Source organism: Leeuwenhoekiella sp. NPDC079379 (assembly GCF_044542075.1).
Lineage (GTDB): Bacteria > Bacteroidota > Bacteroidia > Flavobacteriales > Flavobacteriaceae > Leeuwenhoekiella.
The window spans coordinates 107,350-125,348 of sequence record NZ_JBITTU010000004.1 but is presented as its reverse complement, the minus strand read 5'-3'; the positions used below and the strand labels follow the sequence as shown (position 1 = coordinate 125,348).

17 protein-coding genes are annotated in these 17,999 nt (G+C 35.9%); 7 read left to right on the top strand and 10 right to left on the bottom strand.

What is annotated here, in order from left to right:
- Positions 1-32: 32 nt before the first annotated feature.
- From ACIGAM_RS08890 to ACIGAM_RS08855, 8 genes are all read right to left on the bottom strand, one after another.
- Positions 33-740, bottom strand: a complete 708-nt coding sequence (locus ACIGAM_RS08890) for a hypothetical protein (RefSeq protein WP_396511109.1) — start codon at positions 738-740, stop codon at positions 33-35.
- 68 nt (positions 741-808) lie between these two features.
- Positions 809-2,557 carry an OmpA family protein gene (locus tag ACIGAM_RS08885; protein ID WP_396511108.1) on the bottom strand — a complete coding sequence of 583 codons (1,749 nt, stop codon included), beginning with the start codon at positions 2,555-2,557 and terminating at the stop codon, positions 809-811.
- A 217-nt stretch (positions 2,558-2,774) separates the two neighbouring features.
- Positions 2,775-4,082: an NADH:ubiquinone reductase (Na(+)-transporting) subunit F gene (gene nqrF, locus ACIGAM_RS08880; protein WP_396511107.1), complete on the bottom strand. Its 1,308-nt coding sequence runs from the start codon at positions 4,080-4,082 to the stop codon at positions 2,775-2,777.
- Position 4,083: 1 nt separating this feature from the next.
- Positions 4,084-4,818, bottom strand: coding sequence for an NADH:ubiquinone reductase (Na(+)-transporting) subunit E (gene nqrE, locus ACIGAM_RS08875; protein ID WP_396511106.1), 735 nt, complete (start codon positions 4,816-4,818; stop codon positions 4,084-4,086).
- A gap of 50 nt (positions 4,819-4,868) precedes the next feature.
- Positions 4,869-5,516 carry an NADH:ubiquinone reductase (Na(+)-transporting) subunit D gene (locus tag ACIGAM_RS08870; RefSeq protein ID WP_396511105.1) on the bottom strand — a complete coding sequence of 216 codons (648 nt, stop codon included), beginning with the start codon at positions 5,514-5,516 and terminating at the stop codon, positions 4,869-4,871.
- Between the two features lie 2 nt (positions 5,517-5,518).
- Entirely contained in the window at positions 5,519-6,253 is a 735-nt protein-coding gene (locus tag ACIGAM_RS08865) for a Na(+)-translocating NADH-quinone reductase subunit C (RefSeq protein ID WP_396511104.1), read from the bottom strand.
- 2 nt (positions 6,254-6,255) lie between these two features.
- Positions 6,256-7,467, bottom strand: coding sequence for an NADH:ubiquinone reductase (Na(+)-transporting) subunit B (locus tag ACIGAM_RS08860; protein WP_396511103.1), 1,212 nt, complete (start codon positions 7,465-7,467; stop codon positions 6,256-6,258).
- Positions 7,468-7,472: 5 nt separating this feature from the next.
- Entirely contained in the window at positions 7,473-8,825 is a 1,353-nt protein-coding gene (locus tag ACIGAM_RS08855) for a Na(+)-translocating NADH-quinone reductase subunit A (protein WP_396511102.1), read from the bottom strand.
- Between the two features lie 244 nt (positions 8,826-9,069).
- Between ACIGAM_RS08855 and ACIGAM_RS08850 the strand changes: the two genes are divergently transcribed.
- The 5 genes from ACIGAM_RS08850 (at position 9,070) to ACIGAM_RS08830 (ending at position 14,179) form a co-directional block, all read left to right on the top strand.
- The gene (locus ACIGAM_RS08850; protein WP_396511101.1) at positions 9,070-10,329 is read left to right on the top strand and encodes a DUF5103 domain-containing protein; all 1,260 of its coding nucleotides are present in this window, start codon (positions 9,070-9,072) and stop codon (positions 10,327-10,329) included.
- Positions 10,330-10,359: 30 nt separating this feature from the next.
- On the top strand, positions 10,360-11,601 hold the full coding sequence (locus ACIGAM_RS08845; protein WP_396511100.1) for a DUF3667 domain-containing protein: 1,242 nt from the start codon (positions 10,360-10,362) through the stop codon (positions 11,599-11,601).
- 5 nt (positions 11,602-11,606) lie between these two features.
- Positions 11,607-11,993 carry a Co2+/Mg2+ efflux protein ApaG gene (gene apaG / locus ACIGAM_RS08840; RefSeq protein WP_396511099.1) on the top strand — a complete coding sequence of 129 codons (387 nt, stop codon included), beginning with the start codon at positions 11,607-11,609 and terminating at the stop codon, positions 11,991-11,993.
- A gap of 129 nt (positions 11,994-12,122) precedes the next feature.
- Positions 12,123-13,751, top strand: a complete 1,629-nt coding sequence (gene pruA, locus ACIGAM_RS08835; RefSeq protein ID WP_396511098.1) for an L-glutamate gamma-semialdehyde dehydrogenase — start codon at positions 12,123-12,125, stop codon at positions 13,749-13,751.
- 149 nt (positions 13,752-13,900) lie between these two features.
- Positions 13,901-14,179, top strand: coding sequence for a hypothetical protein (locus ACIGAM_RS08830; protein ID WP_396511097.1), 279 nt, complete (start codon positions 13,901-13,903; stop codon positions 14,177-14,179).
- 33 nt (positions 14,180-14,212) lie between these two features.
- Here ACIGAM_RS08830 and rsmG read toward each other — a convergent pair whose 3' ends face one another.
- Positions 14,213-14,842, bottom strand: a complete 630-nt coding sequence (rsmG, locus tag ACIGAM_RS08825) for a 16S rRNA (guanine(527)-N(7))-methyltransferase RsmG (RefSeq protein WP_396511096.1) — start codon at positions 14,840-14,842, stop codon at positions 14,213-14,215.
- A 140-nt stretch (positions 14,843-14,982) separates the two neighbouring features.
- On the opposite strand from rsmG, the gene ACIGAM_RS08820 reads away from it, so the two are divergent.
- Both ACIGAM_RS08820 and ACIGAM_RS08815 read left to right on the top strand, forming a co-directional pair.
- The gene (locus ACIGAM_RS08820; protein WP_396511095.1) at positions 14,983-16,089 is read left to right on the top strand and encodes a fatty acid desaturase family protein; all 1,107 of its coding nucleotides are present in this window, start codon (positions 14,983-14,985) and stop codon (positions 16,087-16,089) included.
- A gap of 14 nt (positions 16,090-16,103) precedes the next feature.
- On the top strand, positions 16,104-17,300 hold the full coding sequence (locus tag ACIGAM_RS08815) for a pyridoxal phosphate-dependent aminotransferase (protein ID WP_396511094.1): 1,197 nt from the start codon (positions 16,104-16,106) through the stop codon (positions 17,298-17,300).
- A 74-nt stretch (positions 17,301-17,374) separates the two neighbouring features.
- Here the strand turns inward: ACIGAM_RS08815 and ACIGAM_RS08810 are convergent, their stop codons facing one another.
- Positions 17,375-17,908 carry a fasciclin domain-containing protein gene (locus tag ACIGAM_RS08810; protein WP_396511346.1) on the bottom strand — a complete coding sequence of 178 codons (534 nt, stop codon included), beginning with the start codon at positions 17,906-17,908 and terminating at the stop codon, positions 17,375-17,377.
- Positions 17,909-17,999: the final 91 nt, after the last annotated feature.

Below are 17,999 nucleotides of genomic sequence, written 5' to 3'. Positions count from 1 at the left end.
GCAACCTCTTGATAAACTCCTTTAAATTTTAATCACTTACTAGTATCAAAAGAGCAGCATTTTTTAAACGTAAAATTATCATACCACCACTGTTCTGCGGGATTTCCGCCAGAATCTAGATAGAAACCCAGTCCTGAAGTATTCTGTATTAAATTATTAAATAACACTGCATCTGCGGCTGGAGTGGTCGTATTTGCTCCAGATAAAACCCATTGACCAAAACTATTTGAAGGTAATGCCGTAGATGTGGCCAACTCGATAGGTACAATTATTTGTTTAGGAGGATCGCTAGAAATCACTAAAGACGTCGTGTTTAGAACAAATGATGCTAGTACTGTAGCTGTATTTATACTGGTTCCTTGATAAATAATAATTGAATTTGCAGCACCTACAGGGTTATTTGTGCCTCCAAAATATTCTACCTCATATTGAAGTTCGCAACCAGCAGCAATTAAATTTGATGGAAATATTGTTTCAGTAAATACAAAAGAAGCACCACTACCGTCTAAGGCCTGTAGTACATTACTACCATTTCGTGATACTATAGCAATTCCACTAGAAGCGATTCCCTGCCAATCTGAAGTAGTACCTAAGCTGTCATTCTCAAAGTCTGTAATACGTTCTAAGCTGTCTTCACAAACAACATAAGCACATTCCTCATCATCTTTGCAGCTGTTTAATGCACTACTGATCATAATGAGTAAAACAAATAGTGAAACGAAGTTTTTAATAGTTTTCATAATCGTATATTTTTAATAAATCAAAGCCGCCGAAAGACGGCTTTGATTAAGGTTATTAATTGGGTTAATTAGAAGCAAATAACTTTAAATTCTGTTCTTCGATTAATGGTATGCTCGGCTTCTGTGCATTGTACGCCATCTGCGCAGCTATTGAGAAGTTGTGTCTCTCCTGCTCCACGAGCAATTAAACGATCTCTAGAAATTCCTTTTGCCAGTAGATAATCTACAGTAGATTGTGCGCGTTTTTGTGAAAGCTCCTGGTTATAAGCATTGCTTCCGCGGGAGTCTGTATGCGATGACATTTCAACCTTGATTGTAGGATTATCTTGCATCAATTGAGCGACATAATCAAGATCTGGTCGAGCTGCAGGAAGTATGTCCCATTTATCTAAATTGAAAATAATATTGTCAAGACGTATTGCTTTTCCGCAGGGATCAACACACATTTCAAAATCTATAAATAGATCTGTATTTCTATCTGTATTTATAGTATTAACTTCTGCTTTATTTGAGAAATAACCATCTTTAGCTCCTTGAACTGAATACACAGAAGCTTGCTTTAAATAGAATATAAAGTTGCCATCTGTATCAGAAAGTGTATTTTTTTGCGATGGGCTTTTAGTATCTTTTAAGCTAATATCCACTCCCGGAATCCCTTCATTTTTATTACACTCCACAACGTTACCTCTTAAAATGAAATTCTCATCTGTATAGATAATTTCCTTCTGAATACCTTTACCACCTTTTTTACAGGTGTCAAATTCGGCTTTAGCAATTGTTGTTTCCTCGAGATTTACTTCATACAGTTTTCCTTTAACCACATAATTTGAAGTAGCTACTTCCTGAAAAACAACAACACCATACGAATTTGTAGTACCGGTCTGAGTAATAGTACCATTAGCATCCTCAAGAACCACATCTGTATTTGCAAGTAATTGCTGCGTATACTTATCTCTTGCAGTTATAGTAACAGTACATCCACAAGTTGCGCAGCAATGCGGTGTGTGATCTTCACCACATACGGGACATACATCTGCTGCCTTTTTATTTCCGAAAGCTACCGTTATACCCGCAAAAACTCCAACCGAATAAATATCGCAGTCACAGGATTCGTCTCGAATGTTTAGTGCGTTTTGATTAACACTATTGGTTCCTTGATTGTCTATTACAGGATAATACCCGGCTGTTCTGTTATAAATAGGATCTAATTGCTCTTCTACATTAAAATGACGCAAATAATACGCTCCTGCATGTAAACCCAACCAACTATTCACAAAGTATATCGCTCTAATTTGCCCTTTAGCGCTTAATACATTTTTATCATCATAACCGGAATGAAAGTTTAGAACATCATTAATTACGGTATTCTCACGTAATTCTGTGCGTCCTCCCTTAATATTAGCGAGCCCTCCTCTTAGGTTCAACTCAGCGCTAAAGCGACCATTTTGGTTTACATATCTAAAACTGGGTCCTATACCATAAAAGAGTCGGTTTATTTTTTGTTCTGAAAGAGAAAAATCCGTTAAGGCTATGTTTCCCATACTGAATAAATTATCTGTAGGATAGGTGCTCTCCGGTTTATTCCAGATATAGTCTGCATCTGCACCTATACCAAACCAATTCCAATAATAGTCTACGGAAAGACCCAGGTCTAAACCACCTTTGTAATCTATGTAAGGTGTGTTGTTTTCATAAGTTGGAAAATCAAATCCAACCCGCGCATTAAATAACCACTGGTTATTGTGAATCTGCGCTTGACTGATAGCAGTTATTGCCAGTATAGCAATGAAAAGCAATTGTTTAAGTGAAGTTTTCATAAGTTGTTTTATTAATTATACAAGTCAAAGATGCGCCGCTAACTAACTAAAAACCAGACCTAATTGATTAACCGACTGTTTGAATACAGGAACGGTAATTCTAAAAACTCAATCAAACTATAAATGAATGTTTTGAGCCTTAAAGTGGATTTTCAATATAAGGCATAAAAAAAGCCGCTACTTTCGTAACGGCTTTACTTTATATTAAAATTGAAGATTATCCTCCAAAATCATCAAAACGAATATTTTCATCAGGGATACCAAAATCTTCACCCATTTTCTGAACTGCTTTGTTCATCAGTGGAGGTCCGCAGAAATACAATTCTATTTCCTCAGGATCTTCATGTTTATTTAAGTATTGCTCTATAACCGCGTTATGAACAAAACCGGTAAAACCATCTCCAGGGCTATCTATATCTGCTTTAACATTCCAGTTATCTTCTTCTAAAGGTTCAGATAATACCAAGTAAAACTTGAAATTCTCAAACTCAGCCTCTAAGTCACGGAAATGTTTAAGGTAAAAAAGCTCACGTTTAGAACGACCACCGTACCAGTAGGTTACTTTACGACCTGTTTTTAAGGTTTTGAAAAGATGATACAAATGCGAACGCATAGGCGCCATACCTGCTCCACCACCTACATAAAGCATTTCTGCTTCAGACTCGTTAATAAAGAACTCGCCATAAGGACCAGAAATCGTTACCTTATCTCCTTTCTTTCTACTAAAGATATAAGAAGAAGCTATACCTGGATTAACATCCATCCAACCGCCTTTAGCACGATCAAAAGGTGGTGTTGCAATACGCACGTTCAACATAATCTCACGTCCTTCTGCAGGATATGAAGCCATTGAGTAGGCACGCTCTACTACTTCAGTATTTTTCATTACAAGTGGCCAAAGTTTAAACTTCTCCCACTCTTCTTTAAATTTATCAGGATCGCTATGCTCTTCTGGATGCGCAGTGATGTCCATATCTGAAAACTTAACTGTAGTTTCAGGTATTTCAATCTGAATGTATCCACCAGCTTTATAGTCCATATCCTCAGGGATTTCAACTACAAACTCCTTAATAAATGATGCTACGTTGTAGTTACGTACAACAGTCGCTTCCCATTTTTTAATACCAAAAACCTCTTCTGGTATTGTGATATTCATATCTTGCTTCACTTTAACCTGGCACGCAAGACGTGCTCCAGAAGCTAATTCTTTACGTGTAAAGTGAGGGGTTTCTGTAGGTAATGCTTCACCACCACCTTCAAGAACATGGCATTCACATTGAATGCATGTACCACCACCACCACATGCAGATGGTAAGAATATTTTTTTACCACCTAAAGTAGAAAGCAGTGAGCTACCAGAATCTACTTCAACTTTCTTTTCACCATTAATAGTAATGGTTACGGGTCCTGATGGTGATAATTTTTCTTTTGCAAAAAGTAGCAAACCTACTAATACAATAGTCAAAACTAAAAAGGCTACTACCGTTGCCGCTATTACTCCTCCTGTACTTGCTGCTAAAAACATATTATTTGTTGTTTATTTCTTGAGAAACTTCAGCTAAAGGTACTTCAGTCTCAGAATCAGAAACTGTATTTTCTACTTGAGCTTTCGCTAGTTCGTCTGTTTCTTCAGTAGTTTCATCACCACCGGTAAGCATACCCCCAAAACTCATAAAACCAATTGCCATAAGACCAGTTATTATGAAAGTAATTCCTAACCCTCTTAAAGGAGCTGGTACATTTGAATATCTAATTTTTTCACGAATCGCTGCAATTGCAAGAATCGCTAAAAACCAACCGATACCTGAAGACAAGCCATAGTTAAAAGCAAGACCTAAAGTTTGAATATCTCTAGACTGCATAAATAATGATCCTCCTAAAATCGCACAGTTTACAGCGATTAGCGGTAAAAAGATACCTAATGAAGTATACAATGCAGGGGCAAATTTCTCAACCACAATTTCTACCAGCTGAACCATTGTTGCAATGGTAGCGATAAAAAGTATAAATGAAAGAAAACTTAAATCATACGCCGCATACTCTTCACCTAACCATTTTAAGGCTCCAGGACGTAATACGTATTGATCTAATAACCAGTTCATAGGTACCGTTACTGCTAGTACAAATATTACAGCAGCTCCAAGACCTACAGCTGTAGTAACTTTTTTAGATACAGCCAGATAAGAACACATTCCTAAGAACGTTGCAAATACCATATTGTCAATGAAAATCGACTTAAAAAATAACTCTACGTGTTCCATTTTTTTTATATAAGAAGTTAGAATTGAGATACAATCTCAAATCATAATCTTTAATTTTCTTCGATTAATGCACTGTTTCTAGAACGCTGTATCCATATAATGATACCCACAACGATTAGAGCCATTGGGGATAGCAACATAAAACCATTATTCTCATAGCCTATAGCATAAAGACCGGTTTTAGTAATAGGATCTCCAAGAACTTTAAAACCTAGTAAAGTACCAGAACCTAATAATTCTCTAAAGAAACCAACTATAATTAGGATTAAAGCATAACCCGCAGCATTTCCTATACCATCAAGAAAAGATCTCCAGGGCTTATTTCCTAAAGCAAAAGCTTCAAAGCGCCCCATAATGATACAGTTTGTAATAATAAGACCTACAAATACAGAAAGCGTTTTACTCAACTCATAAGCAAAAGCTTTAAGAACCTGGTCAACTACAATTACTAATGCAGCTACTACAACAAGCTGTACAATAATTCTTATTTTAGAAGGTATTATGTTTCGCATTAGCGAAATAACAACGTTACCCATTGCCAATACAAATACAACAGAAAGGCCCATTACAATAGAAGCTTTAAGTTGTGCAGTAATTGCCAATGCTGAACATATACCCAATACCTGAATTGTAATAGGGTTGTTATCTGCAAGAGGGTCTAAAAGTAATCCTCTGTCTTTTTTAGATAATAATGCCATAATTATATTTTTAAATCTTTAAGATAAGGGATGTATAGTTTTACTGTACTATTAATCATAGCCGTCACCCCATTTCCTGTTATAGTAGCTCCTGCAAGTGCATCAACTTTCCCATCGTCTTTACGATCGTTAAGCGGATCATTATTACCTTTTGCTACGGTAATTCCTTCAAATTGTGTCCCAGACATAATTTCTTCACCTGTAAAGTCATCCATAAAATAGCGCTCTTTAATATTAGCACCAAGTCCTGGAGTTTCCCCTTTATGATCAAAGTAAACACCTTGAACTACATAGTTTTCGTCTAAAGCAACAAAACCCCATATAGCATCCCAAAGCCCTTTACCATATAGCGGAATGATATAATAATCTTTACCGTCTTTCTCACCTACAAATAACGGAAGCTTACGATCTTCTTTATCTTCTGCAAGCTGACCTTTAAGATCTATTAAATATGCAGCAGAATCCTTAGAGATTTTACCGTTTTGAATTACTAATTGCTCCTTAATATATTTACTAAACTCTGCCTCAACTTTATCTGTTGGAATAAAATTAACGGCACCTTCAACATTCTCATTTATGCCCATTGCATAAAGAATATTCTGTTGCTTTTCAAAACGCTCATTTTCAGTAATTGCAGGTTTAAGACTTGATGCTGTAAAAGCAAGAAGAGAACCTACCACAAGCACCATCACTACTGCAAAGATGAGTGTGTAACTATTTTTATCTGTATTTGCCATAATTAAGCAGTTTTAAGTTTTAAACGCTTCATACGTTTTTTCACATTTGCCTGAACCACATAATGATCAATGGTAGGTGCAAAAACATTCATCAACAAAATTGCTAAGAAAACACCTTCAGGATATGCCGGGTTAAACACACGAATCATAATTGAGAAAAACCCGATTAAGAAACCGTACCAGTATTTACCGGTATTTGTTTGAGAGCCCGATACAGGATCTGTAGCCATATAAACGATACCAAAAGCGATACCTCCTATAATTAAATGCTCCCAGAATGGTGTACTCATAAGACCGTAAAATGAATTTCCTTCACCTATCCAACCTTGATCAACAACGCCATTAAATATTAATCCCATAACCGCGGCGCCTACTATCGCGCTTAATATAATTCTCCAGCTCGCTATTTTAGAAAACATAAGAAAAAGACCTCCTATAATAATAAGAAAGGTCGAAGTCTCTCCTACAGATCCTGGTATAAAACCAAAGAATTTATCTGAGAAATCATAAATAACAGAAGAATTCTGTGCATAAGAACCTAGAATAGTTTCTCCAGAAATCGCGTCTGGACCACCTGCTGCTGCTTTAGCACCATGCACCCATACCTGATCTCCACTCATCCACGTAGGATAAGCAAAGAATAAGAAAGCTCTAATGGTAAGCGCAGGGTTTAATATATTCATCCCTGTACCTCCAAAAACTTCTTTACCTATTACAACACCAAAGATGACTGCGATAGCAAGCATCCATAATGGAATATCTATAGGTACTATAAGCGGCACTAACATCCCGGTTACTAAATAACCTTCTTCTACTTCGTGCCCCTTAATAACTGCAAAAATAAATTCTACACCCAGACCTACAGCATAAGAAACGATAACAAGTGGCAGAACCGTCCACGCACCCATAATAAAGTTATCCCAGGTAAAAAAGTTACCAAATAAACTTGCTTCTCTAAGTACTCCCTGAGCAGCATCTACTGCAGCATAATGTTGATAACCTGCATTAAAAATACCCCAAACCAAAACTGGCAAAAGAGCTATGATAACCGTATTCATTGTACGCTTTAAGTCATCAACCGCTCTCACGTGACCACCACTGTGCGTAGTTTCATCTGGCGTATATAAAAATGTATGCAATGCATTAAATGCAGGCGCCATTTTTTTGCCTTTGAAATCTTCTTTAATTCCGTGTAATTTTTCTTTTAATCCCATTGCTATTATCCTATTTCTTCGTGCATTAAGTCAAGTCCTTTACGAATGATTGCTTGGTGTGGTTGTTTTGAAACACATACAAACTCGGTTAGCGCAAAATCCTCAGGAGCAACTTCATACATACCTAAAGCTTCCATAGCATCTAAATCCTGTACCATACAGGCTTTAATTAATTGTAGCGGATATATATCTAGAGGAAAAACTTCCTCATAGTTTCCGGTTACCACAAAAGCTCTGTGCTCACCATTTGTGTTTGTATTTAAATCGTACTTTTTATTGGGGAATAACCAAGAGAAGGTTAGCGCTCTTGATGAAGAAATTTTATTAAAAACAGGTTTATTCCATCCAAAAAATTCATAGTCATTTCCTTCAGGAATCGCTGCAAATTCAGTATGATAATAACCTAAATGCCCATCTGCATTAACCTGATCTCCAGTAAGTACGTTTCCTGAAATCATACGTACATTATCACCTTCAACGCCTGCCGCATAAGCAAAAGTAGAAACCTCTGCTCCTATTTTTGTCTTATAGTATTTGGGAGCTTTTATGCAAGATCCAGAAACCGAAATAATACGTTCTGCATTAAACTTACCCGTTAAGAAAAGCTCACCCATAATAGCAAGATTTTCTGGAGTAATCGTCCAAACCGTTTCTCCCTTATTTACCGGTGACACCTTATTAATAAGAGTACCCACGTTTCCACTTGGGTGAGGACCAGATACCGTATGCATTTGCACTTCACTCAATTTAGAAAAAACAGAATCAGAAACTTTAGCAACACCCAGATGAATTTTTCCCGAAGTTAATTTACTTAATGCAGTAATTCCTGCCTGTAATGCAGCCTCTTTACCTTTTAAAATAAAATTATAGTCAGGAGCTAAAGGAGCACTGTTGTGACCCGATATATAAATAGCGCTTGGCTCTGTTTTTGTACTTGCGATTACATCATAAGGACGTTGTTTAATAAATGGCCATAGACCAGATTCTAAAATATGTTCCTTGATAACCGCTGCACTCGCAGAATTAACGTCTAGCACAGGTAATTCACGCACAGCATCTTTACCATCAGCTTCTATTACAATACTTGTAATAACACGCTTAGCGCCACGTTTAATTTCTGTAATTGTCCCACTTATTGGGGAAACAAATTTGATACTAGGGTCTTTCTTTGCGTAGAAAAGCGGTTCTCCTGCTTGTAGGGTAGCTCCTTCTTTAAAAAGCATCTTAGGAGTTACAAGATGAAAATCTGAAGGCTTGATCACGTAGGTTCTTGACCGGGGTGCATCTGAGACAACTTGCTCAGCCTCACCCACTAACTTAATATCAAGACCCTTTTTGATCTTAATGTCTTTTGACATAGGAAGTATATGTTAAAGTTCTTGTTAAACTCAACCCATTATATGCTTGAATTGAGGAGTGCGAATTTACAAATTTTACATGCTCATAACACAAACTACAGGTTAAAAATATTCATAAATTGCCTGTATTTAACAATGTCCTGCCAGTAAAGGCTTGCAATATGCACATTCGCTCCTTATTGAGATTGTTTACAAATAAGGAAAATATTTTGCTACATTTGACTAATATCTTGACTACCCCTTTATGAAAACGTTTTCGTTAATTTTTACGCTCTTCCTTTACTGCTTTGCACAAGGTCAAAATGTGACCGAAATAGCAGCTCCACCTTATATAAAATCGGTGCAATTTTATGGAAACACCGCTCAAAGTCAACTTCCCCTCCTACGCATGGGTCAAACGCTCAACCTCAGCTTTGACGATATCATAGGAGATGAGGCCAATTACTATTATAGAATCACGCATTATAATTATGACTGGACCCCTTCAGTTCTCGTAAAGACCGAATATCTAAGAGGAATAGACGATGTACGTATTTTTAATTATACAAATTCGGTAAGTACATTACAATTATACACCCATTACGAATTAGAAATACCCAATAGCAATACTACAGCACTTTTAAAATCTGGCAACTACCTTCTTGAAGTTTATAATGATGAAGATGAGATTGTGTTTTCTAGAAAATTTATGATTTATAACCCTATAGTTTCTGTAGGTGTTGAGATTTTACGCACTCGTAATCTTGAGTTTATAGAAGAAAAGCAGGTCGTAAATATAAATGTAGATCTTGGCGAGACCATATTTGTTAATCCCGAGAAAAATATAAAGACATTACTAATACAGAATAATAATCTAAACACAAGTATCAATAATGTAAAACCCCAGTATAGCTTAGGAAATCAATTGCAATACCGTTATGACTCTGAAACTTCATTTTATGCAGGTAATGAATTTTTTGATTTTGACAATAAAGACATACGGGCTGCTACAAACCGCATTCAATTTGTAGAGCTATTAGATTTATACCATAATTATTTATACGGAAACATCACTCGAGCAGAAACTGTGTATACCTACAATCCAGACCTTAATGGTAATTTTGCGATTCGAACCCTCCAGGGTGCAGACCCCAGAGTAAATGCTGAATATGCCTGGGTACACTTTAGCCTGCAACATCCCAAACGCCCCAAAGGTGAAGCTATTTACATCTACGGAAACTTCAATAATTACACACTAGAAGAGAACACTAAAATGATTTTTAATGAAAAATCACAACGTTATGAACTCCCGCTCCTACTGAAACAAGGGTACTACAACTATCAATATGTGGTTTCTAAAGATGGTAAAAAGCTACCTAACAATCCCGTAAGTGGTGATTTCTGGCAAACTGAGAATGAATATGCGGTTCTTATTTACTATAGAGCACCCGGCGCTCGTTTTGATGAACTTGTAGGATCAGGAAACGCACTATCTACATCAATTTCTAATGTAAGACGTAATTAAATATTGATAAAATCAATATATATTTAGAACTTGAAATTAAAAATCTCCCTTTCTTCAAGAAATAAGCTTCAGTATCGCGGCAACAGCTGCTTAAATTGCGAACGCAAACTAAAAATAACACATCAATTCTGTCCCTACTGTGGTCAATTAAATTCCACTAAAAAATTATCCTTAACAAATTATTTTGGTGAGTTTATAACCAGTATAATTAATTACGATTCACGCATCAGGTACACTCTTCAGGATTTACTATTTAAACCCGGAAAAATCACGCTACGATATGTTAACGGTAAGCGTCTAACATATGCAAATCCGTTTCGGTTCTATTTGAGTATTAGCATCATCTATTTTTTACTTAGCGGCTTTTTAGATTTTATAATTCCCGAACGCAGCAGTACTAGTGAAGAAGGATTTAATTTAGAAGAAGTGACATCGCAATTTAATAATGGCGATTATAAAATCTCATTAGATTCTATTCAGTATTATAGAGAGAATTATAATGAACTTAAAGCTAAGGCTGACTCAACAGAAACTCCAGTTTTTCTGTACACCCCAGAGAACGAGATTAACCGTAAAGGCTTTTACGGGCGCACTAAAGAGAAGCTGGTTTTATTTCAGGATTTTGCAAATACTTCAGACATAAAGAACTCTCGACAGGCACTAGACAGCCTTAGATTTAAAAAAAGCCGGATAAACATATGGCTTTACGACCGTAGTACTACATATAATCGGATTCTAGAAGAACCTCTTGCATTTATATCTTATCTAACGAAGAAAATTCCTATATTTTTGTTCTTTTTTACCCCCGTTTTTGCCTTATTTTTTGTTCTTGTTTATTTCAAAAGAGAATCATTAAAATCAGCTAAACTAAGCATCAAAGGGACCTCCAGCAAATTACTCAAAAATCTTACAAGCATTCCCTATCTAGGACCTGTTACTTTAACTGTACTAGGCTTTTTGAGAAAACTATTTTTTATCTATCGAGAACGCACTTATATAGAACATGTAATTTTTATATTTCACGTGTTCACGTTTGTTTTTTTAGGGTTATTATTAGCGTTACTACCTGATAGTTTTTTAGGACACGAAATATTCTCTTCATTATTCCTAGTATTTGTAGGCCCTGTATATTTTTATATTGCATTAAAAAAATTCTACAAAGAGGGGCATCTTAGAACTCTTACGAAGTTCTTATTCTTAAATATTGTATTTTTAATACTTTCAACATTTGCAGGTATACTATTTTTATTAGTAACCGCTGCAACCTACTAGAAACTATGGTAGAACAAATCACAAAGGGAATACGGGTATCTGTTAAAACTCATTTTGAAGGATCGTTTATTAAAAATAACGAAACCTTTTATGCCTTTGGTTATGAAGTTACCATAGCAAATACGAGTAAAGACACCGTTCAACTCTTAAGTAGATCATGGTTTATATTTGACGCCCTCAATAGTCCTGAGCGCGTCGTAGGAGAGGGAGTGATTGGTAAGAAACCTGTTTTAAAACCAAAAGAGTCGCATACTTACTCATCAGGCTGCTTATTAAAATCACCATTCGGTTCTATGCGCGGACATTATATTATGATCAATTTTGCAACTTCAGAGCAGTTTAAAGTAGAGATCCCTTTGTTTAATCTCAACGCAATTCACATTCTTAATTAAAGCAGGCTTTTAGATTAGAATTAACCTGTATAATTACTCAAATTCCTTCATACATATACATAGTGCTTCCCTCTAATATTTTGTATCTTTCAAGCCTAAAAAAATTGAATACGAATAAAATATTTAAGCATGTCTAAAGGATTTTTTGAAGTACCAGTAGCGATAAATGAGCCGGTTAAATCTTACGCACCGGGATCACCAGAACGCGAAGAAGTTTTAAAAACATATAAAGAGCTCTACAACAGTAAAGTAACTGTTCCTATTTATATTAACGGAAATAAAATCGAGACCGGCAATACTAAGCCTATGTCTCCTCCGCACGATCATAAGCATATTTTAGGTGATTATCATCTTGCTGAAAAATCACATATAGACGCAGCAATTGCAACAGCTTTAGAAGCTCGCAAAAAATGGTCTAAAATGCCTTGGGAGCACCGTGCAGCAATTTTTCTTAAAGCTGCAGAATTAATTCAAGGACCTTACAGAGCAAAAATTAATGCTGCAACAATGCTTGCGCAGTCAAAAAATATCTTTCAGGCAGAAATTGATGCTGCTTGTGAACTCATAGATTTCTTACGTTTTAACGTACAATATATGAGTGAGATTTACGCAGACCAGCCAGAATCTTCATCTGCAGCCTGGAACCGTGTAGAATACCGTCCGCTAGAAGGTTTTGTTTATGCGATCACCCCTTTTAATTTTACGGCTATAGCCGGAAATTTACCGGCATCTGCCGCATTAATGGGTAATGTTGTTGTTTGGAAACCAAGTGACAGCCAGGTATATTCCGCGCAGGTTATAATAGAAGTTTTTGAAGAAGCAGGTGTACCTGCAGGTGTAATTAATATGGTAATGGGAGATCCTGTTATGATTACAGATACTGTGCTGGCAAGTCCTGATTTCGCAGGTATTCACTTTACAGGTTCTACTCACGTATTCAAAGATATTTGGTCTAAAATAGGTGCAAATATTCACAATTATAAAACGTACCCACGTATTGTAGGGGAGACTGGTGGTAAAGATTTTATTCTTGCGCACCATACTGCAAATCCTCAACAGGTATCAACAGCGATTGCTCGTGGTGCTTTTGAATTTCAAGGTCAAAAATGTAGTGCAGCGAGTAGAGTTTACGTTGCAAAATCAATCTGGCCCGCAGTAAAAGATTCACTTTTAAAAGATCTTAAATCTTTTAAAATGGGCTCACCAGAAGATATGAGTAATTTTATTACTGCTGTGATTCACGAAGGCTCTTTTGACAAATTAGCAAAATATATTGACCAGGCGAAAGCAGATGCTAATGCAGAGATAATAGCAGGTGGTAATTATGATAAGTCTAAAGGTTACTTCGTAGAGCCTACTGTTATTTTAACAACAGACCCAAAATATACAACTATGGAAACTGAACTTTTTGGTCCAGTTGTAACCATATACGTTTACGAAGATCAAGACTGGTCAGAAACTTTAAAACTTGTAGACGGTACTAGTGAATATGCACTTACAGGGGCTGTTTTAGCAACAGATCGCTACGCAATAACAGAAGCTACTCAAGCTCTTCAAAATGCAGCCGGTAACTTCTATATTAACGATAAATGTACAGGAGCAGTTGTAGGTCAACAACCTTTTGGTGGTGCACGTGCATCTGGTACAAATGATAAAGCAGGAAGCGCATTAAATTTACTAAGATGGGCTTCTCCACGATTAATTAAAGAGACATTTGTAACACCAGTTGATTACAGGTATCCTTTTTTAGGTGAATAAATAAACCTAAACAACTTAAAAACTGCCATTTAATAGATGGCAGTTTTTTTTTAATTCACTATTTCAATGTTACCTTAATGTTATGTAAACATAAATTTAAGGTTAATTGAATAGTTTTTTTTACCTTTGTACTACAAAATATTAGGACTATGACGAATGAAGAAAACAAAATGTATGTTTTGAAGGTAAATTACTCTGTAATTGATGTATCAAAGAAGAAGAGTAAACGGAAAATAACGCGTAAAAAAGAAAAACTATACTTAGTAAAAGATCCTGAAACGATTGAAGAAAAACTAAGAGAATTAGAAGACACCTTACTCGAGATCGAATCTGATCAAAAGACAACACTAGTCGAGAAAGCTCAGGATCTTCTAAAGAGATTTGGTAATCGTTGTAATACAACATACTATAGTATGCTACGCACATAAAATTAAAAAGCGACTTTAAGAAGTCGCTTTTTTTTATCCTTTAAATTTAAGTGGCAAATGCACTACTTTTTTAGTGTCAAAAAATTCTTCTTCAAAATAATCTTTAAGATCAAAAACTTGTGCCGTAGTATATAAGCTCAATTCTTCAGAAAGATCACCACCTTTTAGATAAAGAATCCCATTTTTTAATTGGTGCTCATTCTTTTTTGCAATCTTTCCTTTTACCCAATGTACAAAGGTTTCCATTTGAGCAACTGCTCTACTCACTATAAAATCATACTGCCCGTTAATATTTTCTACACGATCATTAGTAATCTTTACATTAGTAAGACCTAAACCGGCACTAACCTCCTCTACTACTTTTATTTTTTTACCTATGCTATCAACGAGGTGAAACTGTGTTTCGGGAAAAAGAATAGCAAGCGGTATTCCGGGAAAGCCACCTCCTGTACCAACATCTAAAATTGACGCACCGGGATTAAATTTTTGAATCTTAGCAATACCCAAAGAATGTAAAACGTGTCTAAGGTATATTTCATCAATATCTTTACGTGAAACTACATTGATTTTAAGGTTCCAATCCTGATACAACTCGTTTAATTTTTTAAACTGAAGGATCTGATTTTCATCAAGATCTGAAAAATATTTGTCTACAAGAATCATAATCAACTTTTATGGCAACAAAATTAGGTTTTACAGCGTTAAATTACGGTAATAACATACCTTAAAAAGATATAAATCTTATTTTTGAAGTAGCGGTGTAAAGTGCTTGCTATGGCAGCTTTACTTTAAGCAGATAGACTATGAAAAATCCTAAAACAATAAAATTTTCACGCGTAGATTCGGCAAATTTTTTTAGAACTCTCAATAAGCGTGTTAATACCTACTTTAAAGAAAATAATGTAGAGCGTACTGGTAACTGGAAGCTATTTATAAAAACTGCAGTTATGTTTTCTTTATTTTTAGCTCCTTATTTTTTGCTTCTTACATTAGATCTTCCCGGGTGGTCTCAACTCTTACTTACCATTGTGATGGGTGTAGGTATGGCCGGTGTAGGAATGAATGTGATGCATGACGGTAATCACGGTTCCTTTTCTAAGAAAAAATGGGTAAACAAAATAATGGGTGGTAGTATATACATCCTTGCGGGTAATGTATATAACTGGCAAGTACAACACAACGTGCTACACCATACCTATACAAACATTCACGGCCACGATGAAGATTTAGAAGCAGGCAGAATTTTACGCTTTTCAAAACACGCTCCCTGGTATAAGCATCACCGATTTCAGCATTATTATTCTATTTTGCTGTATGGTCTTTTAACTTTTAACTGGGCGATTACTACAGATTTCCTTCAGATGAAGCGTTATTTGAAACGTAAGTTATCATATGGAGAATTTCCTAATCCAAAAGTAGAATGGACAAAACTGGTAATTACTAAAGTTATATACGTAAGCATCTGGATTGTTTTACCGCTTATTATTTTAGACCTGGCCTGGTGGAAAGTTCTAATGGGCTTCTTTATTATGCACTACACAGCAGGTGTAATTTTGAGTATGGTCTTTCAGCTTGCACATGTTATTGAAGAGGCAGATATGCCTTTGCCAGATAACTCAGGCACTATGAAAAATACGTGGGCAATACATCAATTGTTTACAACGGTTAACTTTTCAACTAAAAATAGAATTGTAAACTGGTTTACAGGAGGTCTTAATCATCAGGTTGAACATCATATTTTTCCACATATAAGCCACATACATTATACAAAGATTTCTAAGATCGTTAGAGAAACTGCAAAAGAATTCAATTTACCGTATAACGAGTATAAAACTACGCGTAAAGCAGTTGTCGCACATTTCAAATATTTAAAAGAGATGGGTACGCAACCTAATCTTCAATCAGCCTAATCATAAGTTATTTAATGGAAACAATTACAAATCAACTATCTGATCGTATTAACAACCTGGCCACTTCTGCTACTCTTGCAATGGCTGCTAAAGCTCGCGAATTAAAAGCTGAAGGAAAAGATATCATAGGTCTAAGCCTTGGGGAACCAGACTTTAATACTCCAGATTTTATTAAGGATGCTGCGATACAGGCAGTAAATGATAATTACAACAGTTATTCACCTGTAGACGGTTATGTTGAATTAAAAGATGCTGTCATTACTAAATTTAAGCGTGACAATAATCTTACTTATGACCGCTCTCAAATTGTAGTTTCTACAGGTGCTAAACAATCTTTATATAATATTGCTCAAGTTTGCTTAAATCCTGGTGACGAGGTGATTTTACCTTGCCCATACTGGGTTAGTTATGCAGATATTGTGCAACTAGCAGAAGGTGTTCCTGTTGAAGTACAAACTTCTATGGAAACTGATTTTAAAATGACTCCAGAACAATTAGAAGCTGCAATCACTCCAAAAACAAAAATGCTTTGGTATAGCTCTCCTTGTAATCCTAGTGGCTCTATTTATAGTAAGGCAGAATTGCGCGCTCTTGCAGATGTGCTCCAGAAATATCCACAAATTGTAGTGGTAAGTGACGAAATTTACGAGCATATAAACTATGTAGGTGGTCACGCAAGTATGGCGCAGTTTGATGATATGTTTGACCGTACAGTTACTGTAAATGGTGTTGCAAAAGCTTTTGCGATGACGGGATGGAGAATTGGCTACATAGGCGCTCCTACTTACATTGCCAGAGCTTGCAATAAAATACAAGGGCAAGTTACCAGTGGTGCAAATTGTATAGCTCAACGTGCCGTGATCACAGCTCTTGAAGCTCCTGTAAGTAAGATACAATATATGGTAGATGAGTTTAAAGAACGCAGAAAACTTATTCTAGGCTTACTAAGCGAGATTCCGGGCTTTGAATGCAATGAGCCTGAAGGTGCTTTCTATGTTTTTCCTAATGTATCTCAATACTTTGGAAAAACATTAAACGGATCTAAGATTGAAAATGCTTCAGAGTTTGCTTTGTACCTTTTAGAAGCAGCGAATGTTGCCACTGTAACTGGTGAAGCTTTTGGTAATCCTAATTGCATACGTATATCCTATGCTGCTAGTCAGGAACAAATTATTGAAGCTATGGCTCGTATTAAAAAAGCTGTTTCTTAATCTGAAAACAAAAATAAAACACATAAAAAAAGCGACCATTTCTGGTCGCTTTTTTATTTTATATATGCAAATTCTTACATTTTTGGAAGAAGTACAGTGTCAATTACATGAATCACACCGTTAGATTGATTTACATCAGCGATAGTTACCGTAGCAACGTTACCAGCTTGATCTTTAATCTTTACTTTTCCGTCAACAACCATACCTGTTAAAGTTTGACCATTTACTGTTGTCCACTCTGCTGTACCGTTTCCTTCTTCGATATCATTCATAATATCTTTTGCAGAATGCTTACCAGCAATAACGTGATACGTCAAAACACCTTGTAAAGCAGTTTTATTTTCTGGCTTTAATAAAGTTTCAACAGTACCTTCTGGCAAATTATTAAAAGCATCGTTTACCGGAGCCAATACTGTAAAAGGACCTTCACCCTGTAATGTTTCAACTAAACCAGCAGCAGTTACAGCAGCAACAAGAGTCGTATGGTCTTTAGAATTAACCGCATTTTCTACGATATTCTTAGTAGGATACATTTCAGCACCACCTACCATTTTAGTGTCTTGAGCAGTTGCTAAAGCACCTACAGCCATAAAGGCTACCATAATCATCTTAGTAATTGAATTAATCTTTTTCATAATATGTAAAGTTTTTTTAGTTACAGTACACTTACGAGAGTACGACAAGATTCGGTTTTTAAAA